We start from the raw sequence: 21,879 nt of genomic DNA on the forward strand, positions 1-21,879 counted from the left end.
AGTTATATCATACCATTTATACCAATTATTACACCTTGAATTTACCCAATAAAACACGTCTTTTTGTGCTATATTTTGTTATAAAAATAAACCAGGACTATAGCTATGCTTGATTTTTTAGCTCATTGAAAAACTTTAAATGAGTTCAAGGTAAAAATAAAACCGAAGGCTTCACAAAGGCCTATTTTAAAAACAAAAACATTGAGCCCACCAAATTATATGGCATTTACAATAGCAATAACATCATTTGGCAGACACTTCAATGAACTTATTTAGAAGCTACTTTTCAATTAAGACAAGAAATCGCTATTTAATATCATAGGAATAACCAAGCCAACAACGATGGCAGAGACCACCATAATCCAATCTCGTTTAGAAAATCTAAAAATAGTCTGTACAATGTAACCTAAAAACAATACTAAGAATACAATAATAACTTGGGCAAGTTCTATTCCCAAAGCAAACTCCAACAATAAAACCAATTTACTATCAGAATCCCCCAATAACATTTGGAATTCACGAGCGAAGCCTAAACCATGTATTAAACCAAAAAACAGGGTTGACAAAAACAACACGCCAACCTTTTCCTTTTGTGCCCCTTTACCCGAAGTAAATACATTAAAAAGTGCTACAACTAAAATAGTAATGGGGATTAAAAATTCTACAATTTGCGCATTCACGCTAACCACACTATACGCAGCCAAAACGAGTGACAGCGTATGCCCCAAAGTAAACATAGAAACTAACAAAAGTACACGTTTCCAATCTTTAAATACATAGGGAACTGTTAAAACAATAAGAAACAAAACATGATCATATGCATTAATATCCAACACATGGTTGATACCATACTCTACATTAAACCAAAAATTTTCCAACATAATAATTTAAGATTAGGGGATTGCTCAAATATACAATTAATTAGATTCTTTTAAAATGTATTATAATTTTTATCTCATGGTATCAGCATCGTTATAAAAATGCTTTGCAACCCAAATGATAATCTCCCAAAAGGTTTTCTCTTTCGCCTTTGTAAAAAATGACTATATCTTATTTGAGCCATTTTAAATCAGAACTCGTATTAGGCGCAGTACTACTATCTGCTTTTAATGCTTTGCTTCGCAACTTTCCCCACGTAATAACGTGTGGACTAATAATATCATGTTTCAAAACCAAATATTATCAATTTGATTTCTAATTATTAAACAGAAAATAAACTATTACCATATCTTTGTAAAGCACTTTTAAACAAAGCACAATGCGTATTAAAACTTTAATTATTTTATGTCTGTTAGTCCTATTTTTTTCTTGCAAAAAAGATCAAGGAAGCAACACAGGAGATAATACCGGAAATGAGGAGAACAAAGAAATAACGGCCAAAGACATTTCTAAAATTGATTATATCGAGTTTGCTTTAGACTTAAAAGCTGAAAATGCCATTAAAGATTGGCAACAATATTATGAACTACAAGAGGTCGTCACAAATATTAAAAAAGGCGACTTAAGTTTTTTTAATGATAATAAAGAAGTTATCAACACCTTATTGAAAGAGTTAAAAACAAGTATTCCTAAAGAAATAAATGCCCCTTCAATTTTGGTTAGAATTACAGCCTTAGAAACCAAACTTTATAAATTAGAAAGTTTGTTAAACTTATCTACCACAAGTAAAAAAGAGCATATTGCTACCATTAAAGACTTTTTGGTGGCCTTTTCCAGCTTAAATTTGCAAATAAACAAGAAAATGGAGTTTGATACCAGAAAAATCGAAAAGCCCGAATAACATAAAATAAACGATCTCGGGATAAATCCTAGGGCCTTTCAACTTTATACCAAATAAACTTCAAAATAACTGGTTAAATCCGTTTAGTTCACTATCTTTTATTTTTATAATTGGTGTTCTTGAATCTTCGATTTCTATTTCCTTTATATTTCAATAAAAAACATATCCTTAACTAGGCTATGCTTATGTTTTTTATCTCTTCTAATGAAAATATAATTCAAATTTATTACCAATCATTTTAAAATTCATTTGGTATTACTCAAGAGACACTAAAACCGAAGTGCTCCATATGTCAAAAAAAGAGCTAATTTCTTTTACTTAATGATATTGGCAGCACACTACCGTGTCTACACATCTTTAAAAAGGACGCGAATACCACAGGTTTCCTGCCACGCAATAAGAGACAGACTCAAAACGGTACCGTTTACTCTGCTAAACTTATCTGTGTTGAACTTATTTCAATATTTTTAGTATCCACCAGAATCTAGGTTTAATATCTCAATTTTTAGGGGTTTCTATTTATTAGCTTCAAGAATTATCTTAAGATTTATTGTTTTCATACCAATTATTTTAAATTATAATGAGAGAATTTACCATTTTAAAATAGGTGTATTTTTCTTGTTTTTATATAATAAAAACCTTTCATTTTAAGGGATTTTGAAAAGAAAGACCTCTAAATATTTTCATGTTGGTCTTTATTTTCTCTCTGCTCAATTATCATCAAAAATACATATTATCGTGTTTTTTTGCATTTTATCGATACAATTTGTACATTGCGCTTATATTTGAAGGAAAATTCTAAAATTAAGGTCCGAAAAATCATGGTTAAATCAAGTTATCAATATATTGATTTAAATATATTAAAAGAAAATACTTTTGGCGACACTTCCATTATGAAAGAAATAATGGAATTATTTCTTGAACTTATGGATGAGTACGTAGGCGTTCTAAATTTTCAGTTTCCCAACAAAAAATGGCAAGTGCTTTATCAAGCTACCCACAAAATAAAACCAAACATAAGCATGTTTGGTATTTCAAAATTAGAATCTACAATACTTCAATTAGAGTCTAACTTTAAAAATGAACAAAATTTAAATACCTCTGAGGCGCTTGTTAATGATTGCTTGGCTGTTTTTAAAGAAGTGAAAAGAGAGGTGCTAACCGAACTTAAATCAATGAATAATGACTAAAAAGAAAATTGTTTTGGCAGAGGACAACTCAACACTGTCATTGTTATTGAAATTTAGATTAGAAAAAGAGGGGTACGAATTGTTTATGGCACAAGACGGTAGAGAGGCCGTAGACTTAATTGAAAAAGAGGTTCCCGATTTAATTTTAACAGACATTATGATGCCTTTTGTTAGTGGATTGGAAGTGATAAGTCATGTAAGGTTGAAATTAGATTTAGACGCGCCAATTATTGTCTTCTCCTCAGCTGGTCAAGAGGAAATGGTTATTAAAGCATTTAATTTAGGAGCTAACGATTTTATGGGCAAGCCATTTAGTCCTAATGAATTAATCATTCGAGTAAAAAGGCTTTTAAGCTAAAAAAAGCATCTAAATATGGCGGCATATCAGTACTTTATTGATTATTACAGCGAAGCCCCTTTCCTAATAAAATTGGCTTGGGTAACCAGCTGTACTTTAGTTGTAGCCATCATTATTCTTGTCTCATATTTAAAACTATTACGAGCAACTTTTAGAAAAAGAGATAAAGAAAATACCAAATTTAGAGAAAGTTACGAATCTACATTAATTGAATATCTGTATTCTGATTCTGAAAATGAAGACATGAATGAGTTACAGTTATCTATAATAGAGAAACTAAAAGCTTCGGTCCATATAAAATCGAAACGTAAAATAATAATTTCCATTTTATACAACTTAATGAATGAAGTATCTGGCGAAATGTCCGATTCAATCAAAACACTTTATTTTAAAACAGGCCTTTACAATTATGCTTTAGCACGCCTGAAAAATAAAAACTGGTACATTATAGCAAAAGGGATCGGTGAACTTACCCGCTTTAAAATTGAAGAGGCGCACCATCTTGTTGAACCATTTATTAAACATCCAAGGCATGAAGTAAGGAAAGAAACCCAATTATATCTGGTTAATATGTTTAGATTTAATGGTCTTTCATTTTTAAACGACCTGAAAGCACCATTGTCTGAATGGGCACAAGTACAATTGTTGGAAACACTTCAAAAGTTTGACGATCAACAAATTTGTGATATTAAGCCTTGGTTAAAATCCACAAACGAAACGGTGGTTTTATTCGCTATAAAACTAGCCAACATTTATAATCAATTTGAAGTTAAAGACACTTTAATGGAGTTACTATCCCATCCCGTTAAAAATGTTAGGGTTAGGGCGATTGAAGTATTGACAGACCTATACGGTATCGAAGCAAAAGAAATGCTCAAAGCCAATTTTAATGAGCTGAGCCTAGAAGAGCAGATTAGTTTCTTTGGATTGCTTGAAAAACTGGTAGTCCCTTCTGATGAACCATTTATTGAAAAACATCTTTTCCATAAAAACTTCGAAATACAATTATTGGCACTTAAAATATTAAAATCTATTAACATAGATAAGTTTATGGGGCTTACTCCTAGAAATGAAGGGAATAAAAAGATTTTAAAATTTGTAAATAATATATAATTATGGATACAAGTACAGTTAAAATAATTTTACAAATACTACATTATTTGTTTTTCTTTTATGCGTTTGCCGCTATCACCTCCTATATCATTTTATCAGTAATATCTGGTAAAGAAACTATTGGGTACCTTAAAAAGAATAGCTTCGTTAACTACAAAAACATTCTGTCATCAACCATGTCGCCTTCAATAACCATAATAGCCCCTGCTTATAATGAGAGTTTAAATGTGGTAGAAAATGTAAGATCGCTACTATCCAATCATTATGTTAACTATAATGTTATCATTATTAATGACGGTAGTAAAGATGACAGCTTGGAAAAACTTATCGAGGCCTACGATCTGGAAAAAGTTGAGTTTATAATCAACGAAAAAATTAAAACACAGCCTTTGCGTGCCGGGGTATTTAAATCCAAAAACCCTGCCTTTGAAAAATTAATGGTTGTAGATAAAGAAAACGGTGGAAAAGCAGATGCCCTAAACATGGGATTAAACATTAGCAAAAGCAAATATGTTGCCTGTATTGATGTAGATTGTTTGCTATTGGAAGATGCACTTCAAAAAATGATCAAGCCATTTTTGGAAGAAACCAATACTAAGGTAATAGCAACTGGAGGTGTGATTCGTATAGCAAACTCGTGTATTATTAGAGGTGGTAAATTAATAGATGTCAATCTACCCCGAGCCCTTTTGGTTCAATCCCAAATATTAGAATATTTAAGAGCCTTTTTGTTAGGCCGCATGGCATGGAGCCGATTAAATGGCCTCTTAGTAATATCGGGGGCTTTTGGCATCTTTGATAAAGAAACGGCCATTGCAGTGGGAGGTTACGATACCCAAACCGTAGGTGAGGATATGGAAATTATTGTACGCATGCGACGGTATATGGAAGAAAAAAACGAAAAATATAAAGTCTCCTATATTCCTGACCCTCTATGTTGGACCGAAGCACCAGATAGCTACAAAATATTTATTTCTCAACGTAACAGATGGACGCGCGGTACTATTGAAACATTAAAAAAGCACCGTAAAATCGGATTTAACAGAAAATATGGTTCCTTCGGAATGCTAAGTTATCCTTATTGGTTAATATTTGAACGCCTGGCACCCATAATAGAAACTGTTGGCATTGTTTATTTTGCCATTTTAGTTATTCTAAGGGAAGTAAGGTGGGAATACGCACTATCGTTTCTCGCTCTAGCCTATATCTTTTCTGTACTATTTTCAATAATAGCGCTCTATTCTGAAGAACTGACATTTCATCAATACAAAAAGAAAGGTACAGGTTATAAGCTCGTTTTATTAACAGCATTGGAACCGTTTGTTTTACACCCATTTGTTCTATACGCAGCTATGAAAGGGAATTACGATTATTACTTTAATAAGAAAAAAAAGTGGGGAGTCATGCAACGAAAAGGATTAACGTCCGCATAGTTTAAAAAAAATACTGGTATCATGAAATTTAACATCAAAAAAGAAACTATAAGTAAGTATGTGTATTTAACAGTATCGCTTATAGCTACACTATGGCTTGTTAGTCTATATGAGCTGTTTGCTTCAAAAGCATCGGAGACTCCTGTTTTTTTAGCTTCACTGTATAAACTTGTTAATGACTTTTGGAGCGGCCTAATAATAAGCATAGTATTGCTTCCTCTTTTTTTACTGTTGGCTGTACTTAGTAAAAAGTATGCCATAATCATAATAAAGATCCTGTTCATCTTATTTGTAATTATTCAGTTCTCACTTGTAAAATATAGCTTAACAACCAGTTTAAATTTAGGGGTCGATGTATTGGGATATTCATTTGATGATGCTTTTAATACAGTTTCGGTATCCGAATCTATTTCCATCACTTATTTTTTACCGTTTATAATATTCCCAATATTATTCTTAATACTATACAGATATATTAACAATTTCCTAACTGAAAGAAATCTCATAGGGTTCGGAGTTTTATCTATTTTATTACTAGGGTCTATAAAATTAATCATCCCAGAAGCATCTTATAAACCTCAGCAAAATAAAATTTCTTTTTTAGCAAACGACATTATAAAATTTAAACGCGAAAAAAACAGGTTAAACATTGCTAGTTTTGTAAACAGAAACGACTATCCGCTGCTAAAACCAACAAGCAACTCTAAAGATGTGCTCTCTCCATTCTTAACGTTCAATGAAGAAAAACCGAATATTGTTTTTGTTGTCGTAGAAGGTTTAGGAAGCGAGTTTGTAAACGGAAACCAATATAGCGGCTTTACTCCGTACATTGATTCCCTTATATCAAAATCCCTATACTGGGAAAATTTTGTAAGCACAACAGGAAGGTCTTTTGGAATCTTACCTTCCTTATTTGGATCTTTACCATATGGTGAAACAGGCTTTTTAGATTTAACCCAAACACCTTCCCATATTTCACTTATTAGTATTCTAAAAGCTAATGGCTATAAAACGTCTTATTACTCTGGTGGGCCATCCAGTTTTGATAGAAAAATTAATTTTTTAGAATATAATGGCATCGAAACACTCGTTGATGAAAACAAATATGGTTCAGGCTTTGAAAAAACCCAAGGTAACGATGGCGGTTTTTCCTGGGGATATCCAGATGGCGAAATATTCAGAAAAGCATTGCTTTCCTTCGAAATAGAAAAACAGCCCCGTTTAGATATTGTTATGACACTTTCCACTCATGAGCCCTTTGAGTTTCCTAAAAAAAAGGAATATATGGTTCGGGTCGATAAATTGTTGGCTTCTTCAAGAAAATTCGAATCCATAGAAGCTCAGGTAAACGATCACAAAGCTATTTTTGGATGCCTTCTTTATACCGATAATGCTATAAAAGAGTTCATGTCGGCTTATGAGCAACGACCAGATTATTCAAATACTATTTTTATAATTACCGGAGACCACAGACTCATTCCAATAATACAAAAAGATAAACTTTGCAGGTTTCATGTGCCCTTTTTAATATACAGTCCCATGTTAAAAAAAGCAGACACATTCAAGTCTGTATCATCACATTGGGATGTGGCTCCCAGTTTATTAAATAGCCTCATGAAAAACTTTAAATTCAACTCATTGGACAAGACCGCTTGGATGGGAAATGGACTAGATACCGCCAGACATTTTAGAAATATTCATAAAATACCTTTAATGCGCTATAAAGGAAGTATTAATGATTATATATATAAAAACTATCTATATTCTGATGGCGAATTATTTAAAATAAACGAAGACTTTGGCACCTATAAAATAAATGATGACACCATGGAAAAAACAATGAAAGACTCTTTATTGGCCTTTAAAAAAATGAACGCCTATGTCACGCAACAGAACAAAATTTTTCCAGATTCCCTAAATATTTATGTCACTCCAAAAACAACATTTTCCCCAGAGCAATTAGCCTCAATTAATGACCATTCCAAAGGAAAAACGTATGATGAAATTTTGTTTATCGCCAGGGACCTATCATTCAAAAAGCAATATAAAACAGCTCGTTTACTGTGCGATTATATATTAAATGAATATCCCAATTATACAGATGCCCGAATATTAAAAGGCAGATCCTTGGCCTGGGAAAGAAATTACAAAAAATCTGAAGAGGTATTATTGGATGCCATTAAAAGGTCACCTTATTACGATGATGCTTATTTAGCAATTTTAGATATGTATTGGTGGTCTGGACAAGACGATAAGTCTGTGGAAATATTCAACCAGGCGATAAACAATGAAGTCTTAAACCCAGAAATACCATTTAAGATGGCTAAAGCCTATAAGCGATTAAACCATACAGCGTTTGCCATTAAATTAATGGACAGCATTATTAAAATTCACCCCAATAATTCCGATTACCTAACATTTAAAAAGGGCTTGAAGGTCAAGAATTTATAAATATCGCTCCTTTGAGCGCAGTCAAGAGGTTGTTAAATTTCAGTATATGTTAAAATTAGGTCTCGACTGCGCTCGACCGGACATAAACAGAAACAATCGATTTAGGTTTTAAATAAAGACCGTTTAAAATTATGATTAAATATATTTTTATAATATTATTTTCTTTACATTTTTGCTCTTTTGCACAGCAAAAAGCATTTAAGGGCGACCCAGATAGAGCTTTTAAGGTTGCTAGGGATATGGCCTTCAACAAACAAAGGAAACAGGCACAGGACACCTTGCTGTTCATTTTAACGAAGTATCCCGATTATCATGATATTCGTTCGTTTTTAGCAACTACGTATTCATGGGATGGCCATTACAAAAAAGCCAAAAAGGAATTTGCTTATATATTAAAAAAAGCTCCGGACAGATTAGATACCTGGGAAGCTGCCATTAAAAATGAACTATGGAGTGGTGCCCCATATAATGCTTTGGAAATGGTAAAAAAAGCTTTGGAGTATTTTCCTGGGAATTCAGAAATCCTATACTTAAAAGCAAGTGGTGAAGAAGCTACTAACAATCCCGAAGAAGCTTTGGTTACTGTAGAAACCATTTTAAAAAATGATTCCACACACGAAAAAGCAATAGCTTACAAAACCAGCTTAAGAACTAAATTAAGTTTGAACACTATTGGATTAAAAGCTTCTGTTGATTTATATTCTCAGGTCTTTGATCCTATGCAATACTATTTAATAAAATATGCCAGAGCAACCAAATATGGAAGTATTCATGGTAAAATGAATATAAATAGGCGCTTTCAATCCAATGGGGCGCAATTTGAAGTTGACATGTATCCCAGAATAACCAATGGCCTATATGCATATTTAAATTTTGGGATGTCTAATTCGTTTTTATTTCCAGATATAAGGTATGGTGCAGAATTACACAAATCGTTACCAAAGAGTTTTGAAGCTTCGTTAGGCTTCAGAGCCTTAAAATTTAGTTCGACCACCACTATATATACAGGTTCTATTGGCTGGTATCAAAAAAACAATTATTGGGCATTTAGAGCTTATGTAACCCCTGGAGAACCTAAAGCAAGTAAATCTGGAACGCTTAGTTTTAGAAAATATACAAAAGATGCCAATAACTATTTTAGTGTTGATGTTGGAGCAGGTTTTTCGCCTGAAGAAAACAGGTTTAATTTTGGAGGGAACGAGGATGCCATTATAAACCTTCAATCCCAAAAGTTTAATTTAGGTTATTATTTCTCTTCAAAAAATAATACTAATCTTTGGGGGGCCCAAGCTGGCGTTGCACATCAAGAAATTAGCTTTAATCCAGGTTCTTATTTTTGGATTTATTCATTTTCATTATCTTGGGACTTATTATTTAAGTAATAAATTTCAATCAAAAACCGACAAAGAATTAAATGAACCAGAAACTTAAAACATCTATTGCATTTGCAAAAAATTTGCTAGTTACAGGTGCTATATCCGAAACCAGTAGGCAAGTTGAAATTGACATTTGCAAACACATTTCAAAAGAAGACCATAAAATTATTGTAGAATTTGGGATGGGGCATGGTAATATCACCCAAGAGATATTAAATACCATATCGCCAACATCTAAACTATATGCTTTTGAAGTAAAAGAAAGTTTCTGTGATCATGTAAGAAAAAATATTTTAGACGATAGATTGGTTATTGTCAACGATGGCGCACAAAACTTAAAAAAACATATAAAAGAAAATGTAAATGGCGTCATTTCTTCGATTCCCTTTTCTTTCTTTAGCAAAGAAAAAGGCTTGGCCATTATACAAGATGCTTACGACCTTTTAGAAAACAATGCTTATTATAGTCAGGTTTTATACACCAAATTTAACTTCAAAAAATTTCAGCAAATATTCGAAGCCTGTGAAATAACTTCAAACAAAAATTTTATAACAGAATATATTTACCACTGTAAAAAGGTTAGAAAATAAGACCTACAGATTATTCTGAGGAGCCCCAGAACGCGACCTGAGAATCTGTTTCATTGATATTTGCCACCCCTATGATCTCCTCAAGGGGCTATTTGTTTGTGTTAAAAATGTTGTTTTAGATTGGGACGTTTCATAATTAGATGTCATGATTGTGGTGTCCCCTTGGGGGGACTTTAGGGGTGTCGAGTTTTTGAGGTTTTCGAACGATGCTATTAATACCAGGTACAAAAAGAATATGCTCAGTGTTTTTTAAATGCTTTCTTTTTCTTCTTTTTCCCAAAAATCCTTTTAAAAAATCCATCTCGCTTTTCTGGACTGCAATCTAAATCGTCCAGAACTTCCTGAGGGAGTGTTTCAAATCGGCTCTTAGTAATACTATTAAAGTGGGCATCTGCATTCATTTTTTGATAAAATTTTGCAAAAATCGGTAATGCCGAATTAGCACCTTGGCCTATTCCGGTCGATTTAAAGCCTAAACCATGATTATCATTGCCAACCCATGTTACCGTAACAAGTTTGGGCGTAATACCCACAAACCAACCATCTTTATTATTTTGAGTGGTTCCGGTTTTTCCAGCTATATCATTTTTAAGCTGATATAGTGTTCTCAATCTAGAAGCTGTTCCTGTATTGACCGTAGACTGCATCATTTTCAATAGCACCTGCCTGGTATAATCGCTATAAGCCTTTTCCTTGCTAATTTCAGGTTTAAATGAAGCTATTAGGTTTCCCTCTTTGTCCTCAATTTTGGTAATCGTATAGGGTTTTACATTTTTGCTATCGTTCACATAACTCGCATAAGCGCCTGTAAGTTCTTTTAAATTAATCTCTGCAACACCTAAAGCCAACGACGGTTCCTCAGGAAGCCGCTTAGAAATGCCCATTTTTTTTACTTGTTCTACGACATTTTCTATCCCAACTTTATTTAAAACCTTTACCGCAATGGTATTCACCGAATGACTTAATGCCATTTCTAAATTATAGTTAAGATGCTCTGTGTCTTCATCCTTTCCAGAATTAGTAGGCGTCCAGTTATCAAAATCTGTATAGGTCACTTCAGATAATGAAAAATAAGTACAGGGTTTCATACCATTTTCAATAGCAGCGGTATATACAAAAGGTTTGAATGTCGACCCTACCTGACGTTCACTTTGCGATACATGATCGTATTTAAAAAAGCGAAAATCGATCCCGCCCAAATAAGCTCTTATAGCACCCGTTTGGGGTTCTACAGATAACATCCCCGTATTCAAGAACTTTAAATAATGCTTTAAACTATCGATAGTAGATACGTTTTGAACGGTATTATCTTTCCATGTAAATAACTCCGTATGTCGTTTTACAGATAACGAATCTATTATTTGTGCTTCTGTTAACCCTTCTTTTTTATAGGTTTTGTAAACGGGAAGGTTTCTTAACGCAGCTTGAAAGATGCTTTTATTGGTAAGCCATGGTGCCGATTTCCCATAGGATTTTTCATGAACGCTTTGCAAACTTGTAAGGTGTTCTTTCATAGCTGTCTCGGCAAGTGCCTGCATGCTCGAATCTAAAGTTGTGTGAACAACCAAACCATCTCTATACAAATCGTAAGGGTCGCCATTTTCTTTTTTTAGCGTATCTAATATCGTTGCCAATTCTTTTTTTACTTCTGCTCTAAAATAGGGTGCCAACCCCGCATCGTGATTAAAAGATTTATAGTTTAAAACAATGTTTTGTTTTGTAAGCAAATCAACTGAATCTTGGGATATATAACCATACTTTAGCATTTGCTGAAAGACCACATTCCTTCTGGATTGGCTTCGCTCTAAATAAAGTCTCGGGTTATAATAGCTCGTCGCTTTTAAAGCGCCAACGAGTGTAGATGCTTCTGAATGCGTTAATCCGGATGCTGGTTTATCGAAGAATTTGCGCGAGGCACTCTCAATACCATAAGTATTATCAGGGAAGGGAACCGTATTAAGGTACATCGTTAGAATTTCTTCCTTAGAATAAATAGCTTCAATGCGTTTTGCTATAATGGACTCCTTAATTTTATTGATGAGCATGCTAAATACAGCATAGTCTTTTCTTCCAAATAAGTTCTTAGCCAATTGAAGCGTAATCGTACTGCCACCTCCAGCCGATTTATCCCGTAAAATAATACTTTTAAAAAACACACGGAGCAAACTCACATTATCAATACCATCGTGCCCATAAAAACGGGCATCTTCCGTCGCTATTAAAGCATCAATAAGGTGTTTTGGAAAATCTTTAAAAGTTAAAGGCTGCCTATCATAAATATAGTACTTGCCTATTAATTTTCCGTCTTTGTCCAAGACTTGGGTGGCCTCAGCTTGCCTAATGGAACTTAAATCGGCTTCGGTGGGCAATTTCCCGAAAAGCCCTAAAAATATACTTATATAAATAATGGTAAAAAAAACAATAACGGCAGCGCAAACCAACATAGGCCACTTCACCCATTTCTTTTTCAATAATGATAAAATCCAATTCATTTTGGGCTATGCTTTTCTATTTACGTGCTGTTATACTAGTCTATGCCATTTCCCATATCCTCATCATTGTAATCTGGATACAGGAAATGATTATAAGGAAAACGCGTTACATGAATGTCGCGAACCTCATCATAAACACGTTTTTTAAAATCTTCTAAATTACTTTTATTTATTGCTGAAATAAACAGAGCATTGTTGCCCATTTTGCTCATCCAGGTACTTTTCCATTCTTCTAGGGAATAGTGTTTTTTTGTACGTTCTGTTTCCAGATCATCTTCTTCCAAAGGTTCGGCTTCATAGGCATCTATTTTATTAAATACCATAATAGTAGGTTTATCGCTACTTTCTATTTCGCCTAAAACCTTATTAACAGACTCAATATGTTCCTCAAAATTAGGATGCGAAATATCAACGACATGCAGTAGTAAATCTGCTTCCCTTACCTCATCCAACGTACTTTTAAAACTATCTACTAATTGGGTAGGTAACTTTCTTATAAAACCAACCGTATCACTTAACAAGAACGGTAAGTTTTGAATCACTACTTTTCTAACCGTGGTATCTAAAGTCGCAAATAACTTGTTTTCGGCAAAAACGGTGCTTTTACTCACTACGTTCATTAACGTAGATTTACCAACGTTCGTATAACCAACTAATGCCACACGTACCATTTTTCCTCGGTTACCACGTTGTACTCCCATTTGTTTGTCTATCGTTTTTATACGAGCTTTTAATAAGGCTATTTTATCACGTACAATACGTCTATCTGTTTCTATTTCGGTTTCTCCGGGACCACGCATGCCTATCCCCCCTTTTTGGCGTTCAAGGTGTGTCCACATACCCCTTAATCGAGGCAGTAAATATTCACATTGTGCCAATTCTACCTGGGTTCTGGCGTAACTTGTTTGTGCGCGTTGGGCAAAAATATCGAGGATTAAATTGGTTCTGTCCAATACCTTAACATTAAGTATTTTGCTAATATTTCGTTCTTGTGCCGCAGACAATTCGTCATCAAAGATAGCCGTGCCAACATCATTTTCTTCTATAAATTGACGTACATCTTCCATCTTGCCCGTCCCTATAAATGTTTTAGGGTTTGGCATCTCCATTTTTTGAGTAAAACGCTTTACGGCATAGCCTCCTGCAGTATAGGTTAAAAACTCCAGCTCATCTAAATATTCTTTAGATTTTACGGCATCTTGCTCTTTAGTAATAATGCCTATTAAAACCGCTTTTTCTAAAGCGATATCTTTCTTTTCTATCATATTACAAAGTTAAACATTTACAGTCATTATTATTTTTATATTTTTGATTAATGATTGACTCTTTTAAAGACATTCCCGTTCGTGACGATATGCAAACGATAGCCTTTTACAACCTTGAAAATCTATTCGATATTCATGACGATAAGTACACCCATGATAACGATTTCCTACCAACTTCGGTTAAAAAATGGACGCCCAAACGCTATGACAACAAACTTAGGAAATTAGGCTTTGCGATCTCTAATATTGGAAGACGGGAAACCGGGAAACATCCAGCACTTGTTGGATTGGCCGAAGTTGAAAATGCTTCTGTTATTGAAGATTTAATAGCGTCTAAACATTTAAAAGATTGTCATTATGATTATGTGCACTACGATTCTTTAGATGAGCGCGGCATTGATGTCGCCTTATTATATGATACGAATGCTTTTAAGGTGGTGGCTTCAGAGACCTTTACCGTTCAACTATTTAACGATAATGGCTTGCCAGATTATACGCGAGATATCTTATTGGTATCTGGCCTACTAGACGGCGAAACCATTCACGTTATTGTAAACCATTGGTCGTCCAGACGTGAAGGCACAAAAGAAACGGAACACAAGCGCATGGCATCGTCTAATAAAGTAGGGGAAATTATTTCGATGTTGCGCAATGCCAATCCCGATGCAAAAATGGTTGTTGTTGGTGATTTTAATGACGACCCTTCCAGTAACAGTATTAAACAGCTTGTGGACCGTTTTAATTTATACAACCCCATGGATACCCTACGGTCTTATAATAGGGGTACGACGAACCATAACAGACAATGGAACCTGTTCGATCAAATCCTATTTTCAACTAATTTTTTTAAAAGCACCACGAACGCATTTGAGTTTAGCACTGCTAATATTTTTGATGAGGATTTCCTAAAACTCTTTAACGGAAAATATAAGGGCACGCCTTATAGAACCTACGTCGGTAAAAAATACAAAGGTGGTTATAGTGACCACTTTCCTGTATATGCTATTTTTAAAAAATAAGAATATACCATTCAGAAGCCTACCTGTTGGCAGCTACGGTGTACCCACATCTTTTTTCAATATAAAGAACAAAAGCTTATTTCTCTTTTTACTTACTTTTTGCTCACTGATCTTATTTGATAAATAGGTGTTCGTGAATCTTCGATTTCTTTGCTCGTCCAAAGAAAAGTAACAAAAGAAAAGACGCCCTTTCGTGAGGGATTTCTTCTCATGCTGTCGCCAGAGAAGAACCGGGCCCAAAACTTCGCGTCGCCCCACCGCCATGGCCAACGGCAATGCTCCTGTTCCTCGAAGCTTTTTAGTCCTTCGCGCAGCCTGGCTCCTACGCTAAAATAGTCCACCGGACTATTTTTAAACGCTCGGTCCCCTTCCGAAAGGTCGGGGACAGCTCTATGGTATTTTTCCAACAGCTAGCAGAGAGACCTGAGTTCTCTATAAAAACGGTCTGCGAGGCTGGCACGGCAAACCTATACAAGAAAGCAAGGGACATAGAGCGAGTTCTTTTTATCTGTGGCTGCGACAGAAGATCATGATTTGTGGGTACACCGTAGCTGTTGGCAGACAGGGAGGCACGACTGAAGAATCTAAGCTTGTTTGTTAATGACCATGAGATTCTTCGACTCCGACAACTGTTGGAATGCCCTGAATGGCACTACGCTTTAAACAGCCTGATAAACCACATAACTCAGCCCTAAAACAGCCAAGGGCAAAGTCCAAAGTAACCAAATGCTATAATACTGCGTTTTCTTTTTATTCATTTTTGCATTAATCATCATCCGCTTTTTACCTGTGTACTGCATCCAGTTCTTAAAATAAAGAAACACCGCCATTAAAGCAAATAAGGTCCATGCTTTGGTAGACGACATGGTAACCATGTTCATTTGCTTAAAAAAACCTGCAAAGAAAATGCCCAAAAGCAATAGTAATGTAACCTGTAAAAGCGTCACATATATAACGGCTATGTTATTTGCTTTTTGCTTGTACTTGGTTTTGTATTTCGAAAAGATATTATAGAATAGGATATCGAATAGGTTCATTATGGGTTTTCTAGATAAAGAACCAAAACTACGGTAAAAAATTAATATGATCGGAATTGAATGCTTAATTGAAATACCGTTATATTCAGAATGGTATTTTATTCATTAGTTTTTATAACCCTATTAGTTTATCTAAAACTTCCAAATGGTAGTTTTCAGTTCTTAATTCAATCCTTAATTTTTCATTCGCTCTAGAATTTGATAGTAATAACATGATCTGTCGTATTTTTATATTGTCTGTTATTATCTTCATGTTTTTTCACTGAAATTATCTAACCCTATTCTTCCGACAGACATTCCATTTAATCTATTTATGCTGGTTCACAAACAATACTCTTCGCATAAATACATGTAAACTTTAAATACTTTTGCCCTGCTATGCCAACCTAATGATTCATAGCCTTACCCTTAAAACCAAACAGCAGGAATAGTATTTTATTTAACTTTCCGCTAATCTTTTTATTTAATATTTTAAATGCCCTGGTCATATGCCCTTCTATGGTCTTAACTGAAATATTGAGGTGCTCGGATATTTCATCATGAGAAAGCCCTTCCCTTTTATTTAATATAAAAATCTTTCTACATTTAGGAGGCAGTTTATCGATCTCTTTATCTACAATTTTCATTATCTCATCAATATTCAGCTTTTCGTTTTCAACTACCAAATCAACAGCTTCAATATGCTTTTTTTCTAAATAAATAGCTTTGCTGTTTTTTCTAAATTCATCAATAAATTCGTTATATACAGATCTATATAAATATGGTTTCAAGTTTAAATTTGTCTTAAGACTCTTTCTTAAAATCCAAACTTTAACAAATACGTTTTGAACAATATCTTCAGATTTAGCATAATCATTAGTCAAAGTCAAGGCATATGTGCACAACTTATGGTAAAAAGAATCCATCAGCTCTTCATAGGCCAAGGAATCTCCGGATTTTAAACGAGCTATTAAAAGTCTTTTTCTTTCCAATTAGATTGATTATAATTTATAAAACTAAAAAAAAATATCAAATTCTCTCTTAAAAATAGAGGGGTATAAAAAATTTATCCGTTATAATAGATAATGGAGTATTCAGAAATTGAAATAATAATAGTTAAATTCCTCAATAGGGAAATTAACGAAGATGAGCTAAAAACCTTAGAACTTTGGTTAAGCAATGAAGATAATGCTACTATCTTTAATCGTTTTGTAAAAACAGATTACATAGCAACTTCTTTAAATAGTAAGGATAACTTTGATCTATCAGAAGCAAAAAAATCTGTCAAAAACAGATTGAGGACGCTTAATAAATCTAAAAGAACAAATCTAATTAAGTACTTATCTATTGCTGCCGTAATAGCATTATTGTTTGCTCTACCGGTCTTGTTAAATAATGATAAAACAGACCCGAATAAACCTATCATTGTAAAGAACCATATAGAGACCGGAACAGACAAAGCAACTCTTACCTTAGAAGATGGGACCCATATTACTTTGAAAAAGGGTCAAAATTATACTACCGATAATATAATAAGTAACGGAGAAAAATTAATTTATAACATCCCTAAAGCTACGGTTCGAGAAACAAAGTATAACTATTTAACCATTCCTAGGGGCGGTCAATATTTCGTAAAACTTTCAGATGGGACACAAGTATGGCTAAATTCGGAGTCAAAGATCAAGTATCCTGTAAATTTTGTTGAAGGTAAAACCAGAATGGTCGAATTAATTTATGGGGAAGCCTATTTTGATGTGTCTCCAAGTACTAATCACCATGGGGCTTTGTTTAAAGTAAAAAGCAGAATGCAGGAAGTTGAGGTGATGGGCACTAAATTTAATATTAAATCATATCAAGATGAAAATATTGTTTATACTACTTTGGTTGAAGGTAAAGTAGCGGTAGACAATGGTTCTGAAAAAGCTTATTTAAAGGCTAACCAACAGTCTCAAATTAGCTTATCCAACAAAGATATCATTGTAAAAAACATTGATGTGTATAATGCAACCTCTTGGGTAAATGGCATTTTTAGTTTTGAAAGCAAACCCCTAAAAGAGATCATGAAAGTGCTCTCTAGATGGTACGATACAGATGTGGTGTTTGTTGATAAAAAGATCGAGGACATTAAATTTATAGGCATACTCAGTAAAAATCAAAACATTGAAGATATATTAATAACCATTAAAGAGCTAGGCTTTATAAACGCATACAAAATAGATGGCAAAAAAATAATTTTAAAATAAAAAGAGAGAGCGAGGTAGACATTTAGCGGTATCCAACTTCGCCCTCTTTTAAGTCTGTAATAATTAATATTTAACTAATTAAAACATGTAAATTTATGAAAATTAAACCAACTCTTTTCTTTTTCTTATTTAGAAAAAGAATTTTAACCATGATTATGAGAACTTTCATATTCTTATTATGCTCATTGTCATTTGGTTTTTCTCCTGCTGATGTTTTCTCACAAAACACAAAAATTGAAATTGCAAATGACATTTCATTAACCGTAGACGAGGTCTTTAAGATCATTAAAAAGCAAACTGATTATAGATTTATTTATCAGGAGGATATGTTTAAAGAATTCCCTAAGGTTTTTATTAAAAAGGGAATGATTCAAGCAAACCGACTATTAGAAAAAAGCCTTCATAAAGGTGATTTTATCTTTTCGATCGCTCGCAATAATACCATAGTCATAAAAACCAAAGAAGCATCAGCTCGTACAGGAGTGCTACAAAGGGTTATTAAAGGTAATGTTTCAGACGAGGAACTCCCTTTACCTGGTGCCAGTATTATAATTAAAGGCACCCAAAGGGGAACGCAAACAGATTTTGACGGGAATTATACTATTGAAGCCAATACTGGAGACATTCTTGTATTTAGCTTCGTAGGCATGACAACTCAGGAAATAACAGTTGGATCCTCAGATATAATTAATGTGAAAATGGCTATTAACACCGCTCTTGATGAAGTTCTAGTTGTTGCATACGGTACCGCTAAAAAATCAGATTTTACAGGAGCTGCCACACAACTTAATAGCGAAACACTTTCAAAAGCAACCGTTGCCAATATATCGGCAGCTATTGAAGGTTCTTCACCTGGGGTTACTGTAACCGCTGCCGGTGGACAGCCAGGACAGGGACAAAATATACGTATAAGAGGTTTTGGCTCTTTTAGTGCAAATAGCGGTCCACTGTATGTCGTTGATGGTATTCCATTTTACGCATCTGTAAACGCTATTAACCCTTCAGATATTGAAAGCCTTACCATTTTAAAGGATGCTTCATCTACAGCACTTTATGGAAACAAAGCGGCTAACGGTGTTATTATGATAACCACCAAAAAAGGTAAGAATAGAAAAGGGGAGTTTACTTTAAATGCCTCTACGAGTATCGTTAACCGTTCTATCCCACAATATGATAGATTAGATTCTGATACTTATTACGAAATTATGTGGGAGTCTATGCGTAATAGCCAAGCTATTCCAGGAGTGGATTCTGCTACCGATGTTGCTACTGCCAATACATTTGCTTCTAATAATATTATTACTGAATTACTTAATAACCCGTATAATGTTCCAGATGATCAAATCGTTGGAACCGATGGTAAAATTAACCCTAATGCCAAATTGTTATATCATGATACCGATTGGACCGATGCTATTACCAGATTAGGGGTACGCCAAAATTATGATATAAATTACCAAGGCGGAACAGATAAAAGCGATTTTTATGTATCTCTTGGCTATTTAGATGAAGAAGGCTATATTATAAAGTCGGATTTCGAAAGGTTTTCTGGACGTATTAATGCAAATTATAAAGCAAATGATTGGCTTAAAACAGGATTAAATTTATTTGCAACTACTTCTATAGGTAATCAAGCACAAACAGCGAGTACACAAAATGCTTCATTTGTAAATCCCGCACGTTTTACCAGGAGAATTGGTCCAATTTATCCAATATATCGGCACGATGCCGCTGGTAATTTTATTTTAGATGATAATGGAAACCGTCTTTATGAGCTGGATGATAACAGACCTAGCGGTGCTAGTGGTGGAAGACATATTCTTGCGGAAATAGATTATAATATGGATGTAGATGAAATAACATCCTTAGGGGGTAAAACCTATTTTGATATCAACTTTACAAAAGATTTAATGTTAACCGTTAATGCTAGCTGGGATCAGCGTCATTGGTACACCACAGATTTTGAAAACAAATTGGTTGGAGATGGTTCTCCAGACGGTAGAGCTTCCAGAACATACAATAGAAGAACCACATTAGGCTTTAATCAACTTTTAAAATATAATAAATCATTTGGAAATCATAATTTCAAGTTATTAGCAGCACATGAATCTGTTCAAATAAAAGTAAATAACTTTACTGGAACAAGAACACAATTAATTGCTGATGGCAACACCGAGTTAATAAATTTTGTGACCACAACAAATTTGTCGTCTTTAACAGATGTATTAAGGGACGAAAGTTATTTTGGGCGTTTAAATTATGATTATGATGGCAAGTATTTTTTAAGCGCATCATATAGAACGGATGGATCTTCAAAATTCGCAAAGGATGTACGTTGGGGCGAATTTTGGTCATTAGGAGGTGCGTGGCGATTAGAAAGAGAACCTTTTATCGCCAATATTGATGCCATAAATTTATTAAAACTACGTGGTTCTTACGGAGAATTAGGTAATAATTCAGGTATTGGTTGGTATGCCTATCAAGGTTTATATGACCTAGGTTTTAATAACCAATCTGAGTCAGGATTTTTACAAGCATCTCTTGAAGCTCCTTTATTAGAATGGGAAACGAGCGAAAGCTACGATATCGCTTTAGAATTTGGACTATGGAATAGATTGAATGGTACTATTGAATATTATAATCGTGAGTCTGCTAATTTGCTTTTCGATGTGCCATTACCGCTTTCAAGTGGAAGTGAGGATATTCCAAAAAATGTTGGGACACTCTTCAATAAAGGTTTTGAAATGAGTTTAAATTATGATGTTATAAAAAATGACCATTTTGATTGGACCTTTGGTATAAATGCTACCACTATTAACAATGAGTTTACAAAATTACCGCAAGAAGAAATTATAAATGGCTCTAAAAAATTAATGGTAGGTCATTCTATTTACGATTATTGGTTAAAAGACTGGTATGGTGTAGATCCAGCAGATGGTGCTGCATTATATACTGCAAATGAAGATGCTATTGCTGCCAATGGCTCGGACATAAGAATCATTGACGGACATACCCTAACAACAAATCAAGCCAATGCAGCATTTCATTATGCCGGCACAGCTGTTCCAGATTTAATGGGAGCTATCTCTAATTCATTAAGATATAAAAGCTTTAATTTAAGTTTCTTGTTCACCTACCAAATAGGGGGAGAAAGCATCGATTATAATTATCAAGATATTATGAGTTCTGGAGGCTATGGTACGGCCAAAAGTATTGATATTTTAAATCGTTGGCAACAACCTGGAGATATCACAAATGTCCCAAGATTAGATGCTTCTCAAACTACCAATTTCGATGCTACGTCTGATAGGTGGCTTGTTGATGCCTCTTACTTTAATATGAAACGTATCAATTTTTCATATAACTTACCATCAAACTTTATAAATACTGTAGGCATAAATACGGCTCAACTTTATTTAAGCGCGGAAAATGTCTTTTCTATTAATTCTAGAAAAGGATTGAACATTCAACAAAATTTTAGTGGAACAACATCAAATGTTTATACGCCTTCAAGAATAGTTTCTTTAGGATTAAATGTTAAATTTTAAAAAAT

General features: G+C 34.0%; 17 protein-coding genes. 11 read left to right on the forward strand and 6 right to left on the reverse strand.

Annotated features, from left to right (window positions below):
• Nucleotides 1–290 precede the first annotated feature (290 nt).
• A complete protein-coding gene (locus PQO00_RS01455) occupies nucleotides 291–881 on the reverse strand; it encodes a HupE/UreJ family protein (RefSeq protein ID WP_274183042.1) in 591 nt (196 codons plus the stop codon).
• 377 nt (nucleotides 882–1,258) lie between these two features.
• Between PQO00_RS01455 and PQO00_RS01460 the strand changes: the two genes are divergently transcribed.
• The 8 genes from PQO00_RS01460 (at nucleotide 1,259) to PQO00_RS01495 (ending at nucleotide 10,291) form a co-directional block, all read left to right on the forward strand.
• Nucleotides 1,259–1,780, forward strand: coding sequence for a hypothetical protein (locus tag PQO00_RS01460; RefSeq protein WP_274183043.1), 522 nt, complete (start codon nucleotides 1,259–1,261; stop codon nucleotides 1,778–1,780).
• An 821-nt stretch (nucleotides 1,781–2,601) separates the two neighbouring features.
• Entirely contained in the window at nucleotides 2,602–2,970 is a 369-nt protein-coding gene (locus PQO00_RS01465; protein ID WP_274183044.1) for an Hpt domain-containing protein, read from the forward strand.
• On the forward strand, nucleotides 2,963–3,328 hold the full coding sequence (locus PQO00_RS01470; RefSeq protein ID WP_274183045.1) for a response regulator transcription factor: 366 nt from the start codon (nucleotides 2,963–2,965) through the stop codon (nucleotides 3,326–3,328). Before PQO00_RS01465 ends, PQO00_RS01470 begins: the two co-directional genes overlap by 8 nt.
• Nucleotides 3,329–3,343: 15 nt before the next feature.
• Nucleotides 3,344–4,441: a hypothetical protein gene (locus PQO00_RS01475; RefSeq protein ID WP_274183046.1), complete on the forward strand. Its 1,098-nt coding sequence runs from the start codon at nucleotides 3,344–3,346 to the stop codon at nucleotides 4,439–4,441.
• 2 nt (nucleotides 4,442–4,443) lie between these two features.
• Nucleotides 4,444–5,874, forward strand: coding sequence for a glycosyltransferase (locus tag PQO00_RS01480; RefSeq protein WP_274183047.1), 1,431 nt, complete (start codon nucleotides 4,444–4,446; stop codon nucleotides 5,872–5,874).
• Nucleotides 5,875–5,895: 21 nt separating this feature from the next.
• Nucleotides 5,896–8,325 carry a sulfatase-like hydrolase/transferase gene (locus PQO00_RS01485; protein WP_274183048.1) on the forward strand — a complete coding sequence of 810 codons (2,430 nt, stop codon included), beginning with the start codon at nucleotides 5,896–5,898 and terminating at the stop codon, nucleotides 8,323–8,325.
• Between the two features lie 131 nt (nucleotides 8,326–8,456).
• Nucleotides 8,457–9,707, forward strand: coding sequence for a YaiO family outer membrane beta-barrel protein (locus PQO00_RS01490; protein ID WP_274183049.1), 1,251 nt, complete (start codon nucleotides 8,457–8,459; stop codon nucleotides 9,705–9,707).
• Between the two features lie 32 nt (nucleotides 9,708–9,739).
• Nucleotides 9,740–10,291: a class I SAM-dependent methyltransferase gene (locus PQO00_RS01495; protein WP_274183050.1), complete on the forward strand. Its 552-nt coding sequence runs from the start codon at nucleotides 9,740–9,742 to the stop codon at nucleotides 10,289–10,291.
• A gap of 239 nt (nucleotides 10,292–10,530) precedes the next feature.
• Here PQO00_RS01495 and PQO00_RS01500 read toward each other — a convergent pair whose 3' ends face one another.
• Both PQO00_RS01500 and hflX read right to left on the reverse strand, forming a co-directional pair.
• Nucleotides 10,531–12,783 carry a transglycosylase domain-containing protein gene (locus PQO00_RS01500; protein WP_274183051.1) on the reverse strand — a complete coding sequence of 751 codons (2,253 nt, stop codon included), beginning with the start codon at nucleotides 12,781–12,783 and terminating at the stop codon, nucleotides 10,531–10,533.
• A 35-nt stretch (nucleotides 12,784–12,818) separates the two neighbouring features.
• Nucleotides 12,819–14,048, reverse strand: a complete 1,230-nt coding sequence (gene hflX, locus PQO00_RS01505) for a GTPase HflX (protein ID WP_274183052.1) — start codon at nucleotides 14,046–14,048, stop codon at nucleotides 12,819–12,821.
• A 50-nt stretch (nucleotides 14,049–14,098) separates the two neighbouring features.
• Here hflX and PQO00_RS01510 point away from each other — a divergent pair, with 50 nt between their 5' ends.
• Nucleotides 14,099–15,067, forward strand: coding sequence for an endonuclease (locus tag PQO00_RS01510; RefSeq protein ID WP_274183053.1), 969 nt, complete (start codon nucleotides 14,099–14,101; stop codon nucleotides 15,065–15,067).
• A gap of 659 nt (nucleotides 15,068–15,726) precedes the next feature.
• Here PQO00_RS01510 and PQO00_RS01515 read toward each other — a convergent pair.
• The 3 genes from PQO00_RS01515 to PQO00_RS01525 all read right to left on the reverse strand — a co-directional run bounded on the left by PQO00_RS01515 (nucleotide 15,727) and on the right by PQO00_RS01525 (nucleotide 17,075).
• Entirely contained in the window at nucleotides 15,727–16,104 is a 378-nt protein-coding gene (locus PQO00_RS01515; RefSeq protein ID WP_274183054.1) for a hypothetical protein, read from the reverse strand.
• Between the two features lie 112 nt (nucleotides 16,105–16,216).
• Complete coding sequence (locus PQO00_RS01520) at nucleotides 16,217–16,357, reverse strand: hypothetical protein (protein WP_274183055.1); 141 nt, start codon at nucleotides 16,355–16,357, stop codon at nucleotides 16,217–16,219.
• 133 nt (nucleotides 16,358–16,490) lie between these two features.
• Entirely contained in the window at nucleotides 16,491–17,075 is a 585-nt protein-coding gene (locus tag PQO00_RS01525) for an RNA polymerase sigma factor (protein WP_274183056.1), read from the reverse strand.
• Between the two features lie 93 nt (nucleotides 17,076–17,168).
• Between PQO00_RS01525 and PQO00_RS01530 the strand changes: the two genes are divergently transcribed.
• Together PQO00_RS01530 and PQO00_RS01535 are read left to right on the forward strand one after the other, a co-directional pair.
• Complete coding sequence (locus PQO00_RS01530) at nucleotides 17,169–18,326, forward strand: FecR family protein (protein ID WP_274183057.1); 1,158 nt, start codon at nucleotides 17,169–17,171, stop codon at nucleotides 18,324–18,326.
• Nucleotides 18,327–18,481: 155 nt separating this feature from the next.
• Complete coding sequence (locus tag PQO00_RS01535; protein WP_274183058.1) at nucleotides 18,482–21,874, forward strand: SusC/RagA family TonB-linked outer membrane protein; 3,393 nt, start codon at nucleotides 18,482–18,484, stop codon at nucleotides 21,872–21,874.
• Nucleotides 21,875–21,879: the final 5 nt, after the last annotated feature.

The sequence above is a fragment of the Flavivirga sp. 57AJ16 genome (assembly GCF_028736925.1).
Lineage (GTDB): Bacteria > Bacteroidota > Bacteroidia > Flavobacteriales > Flavobacteriaceae > Flavivirga.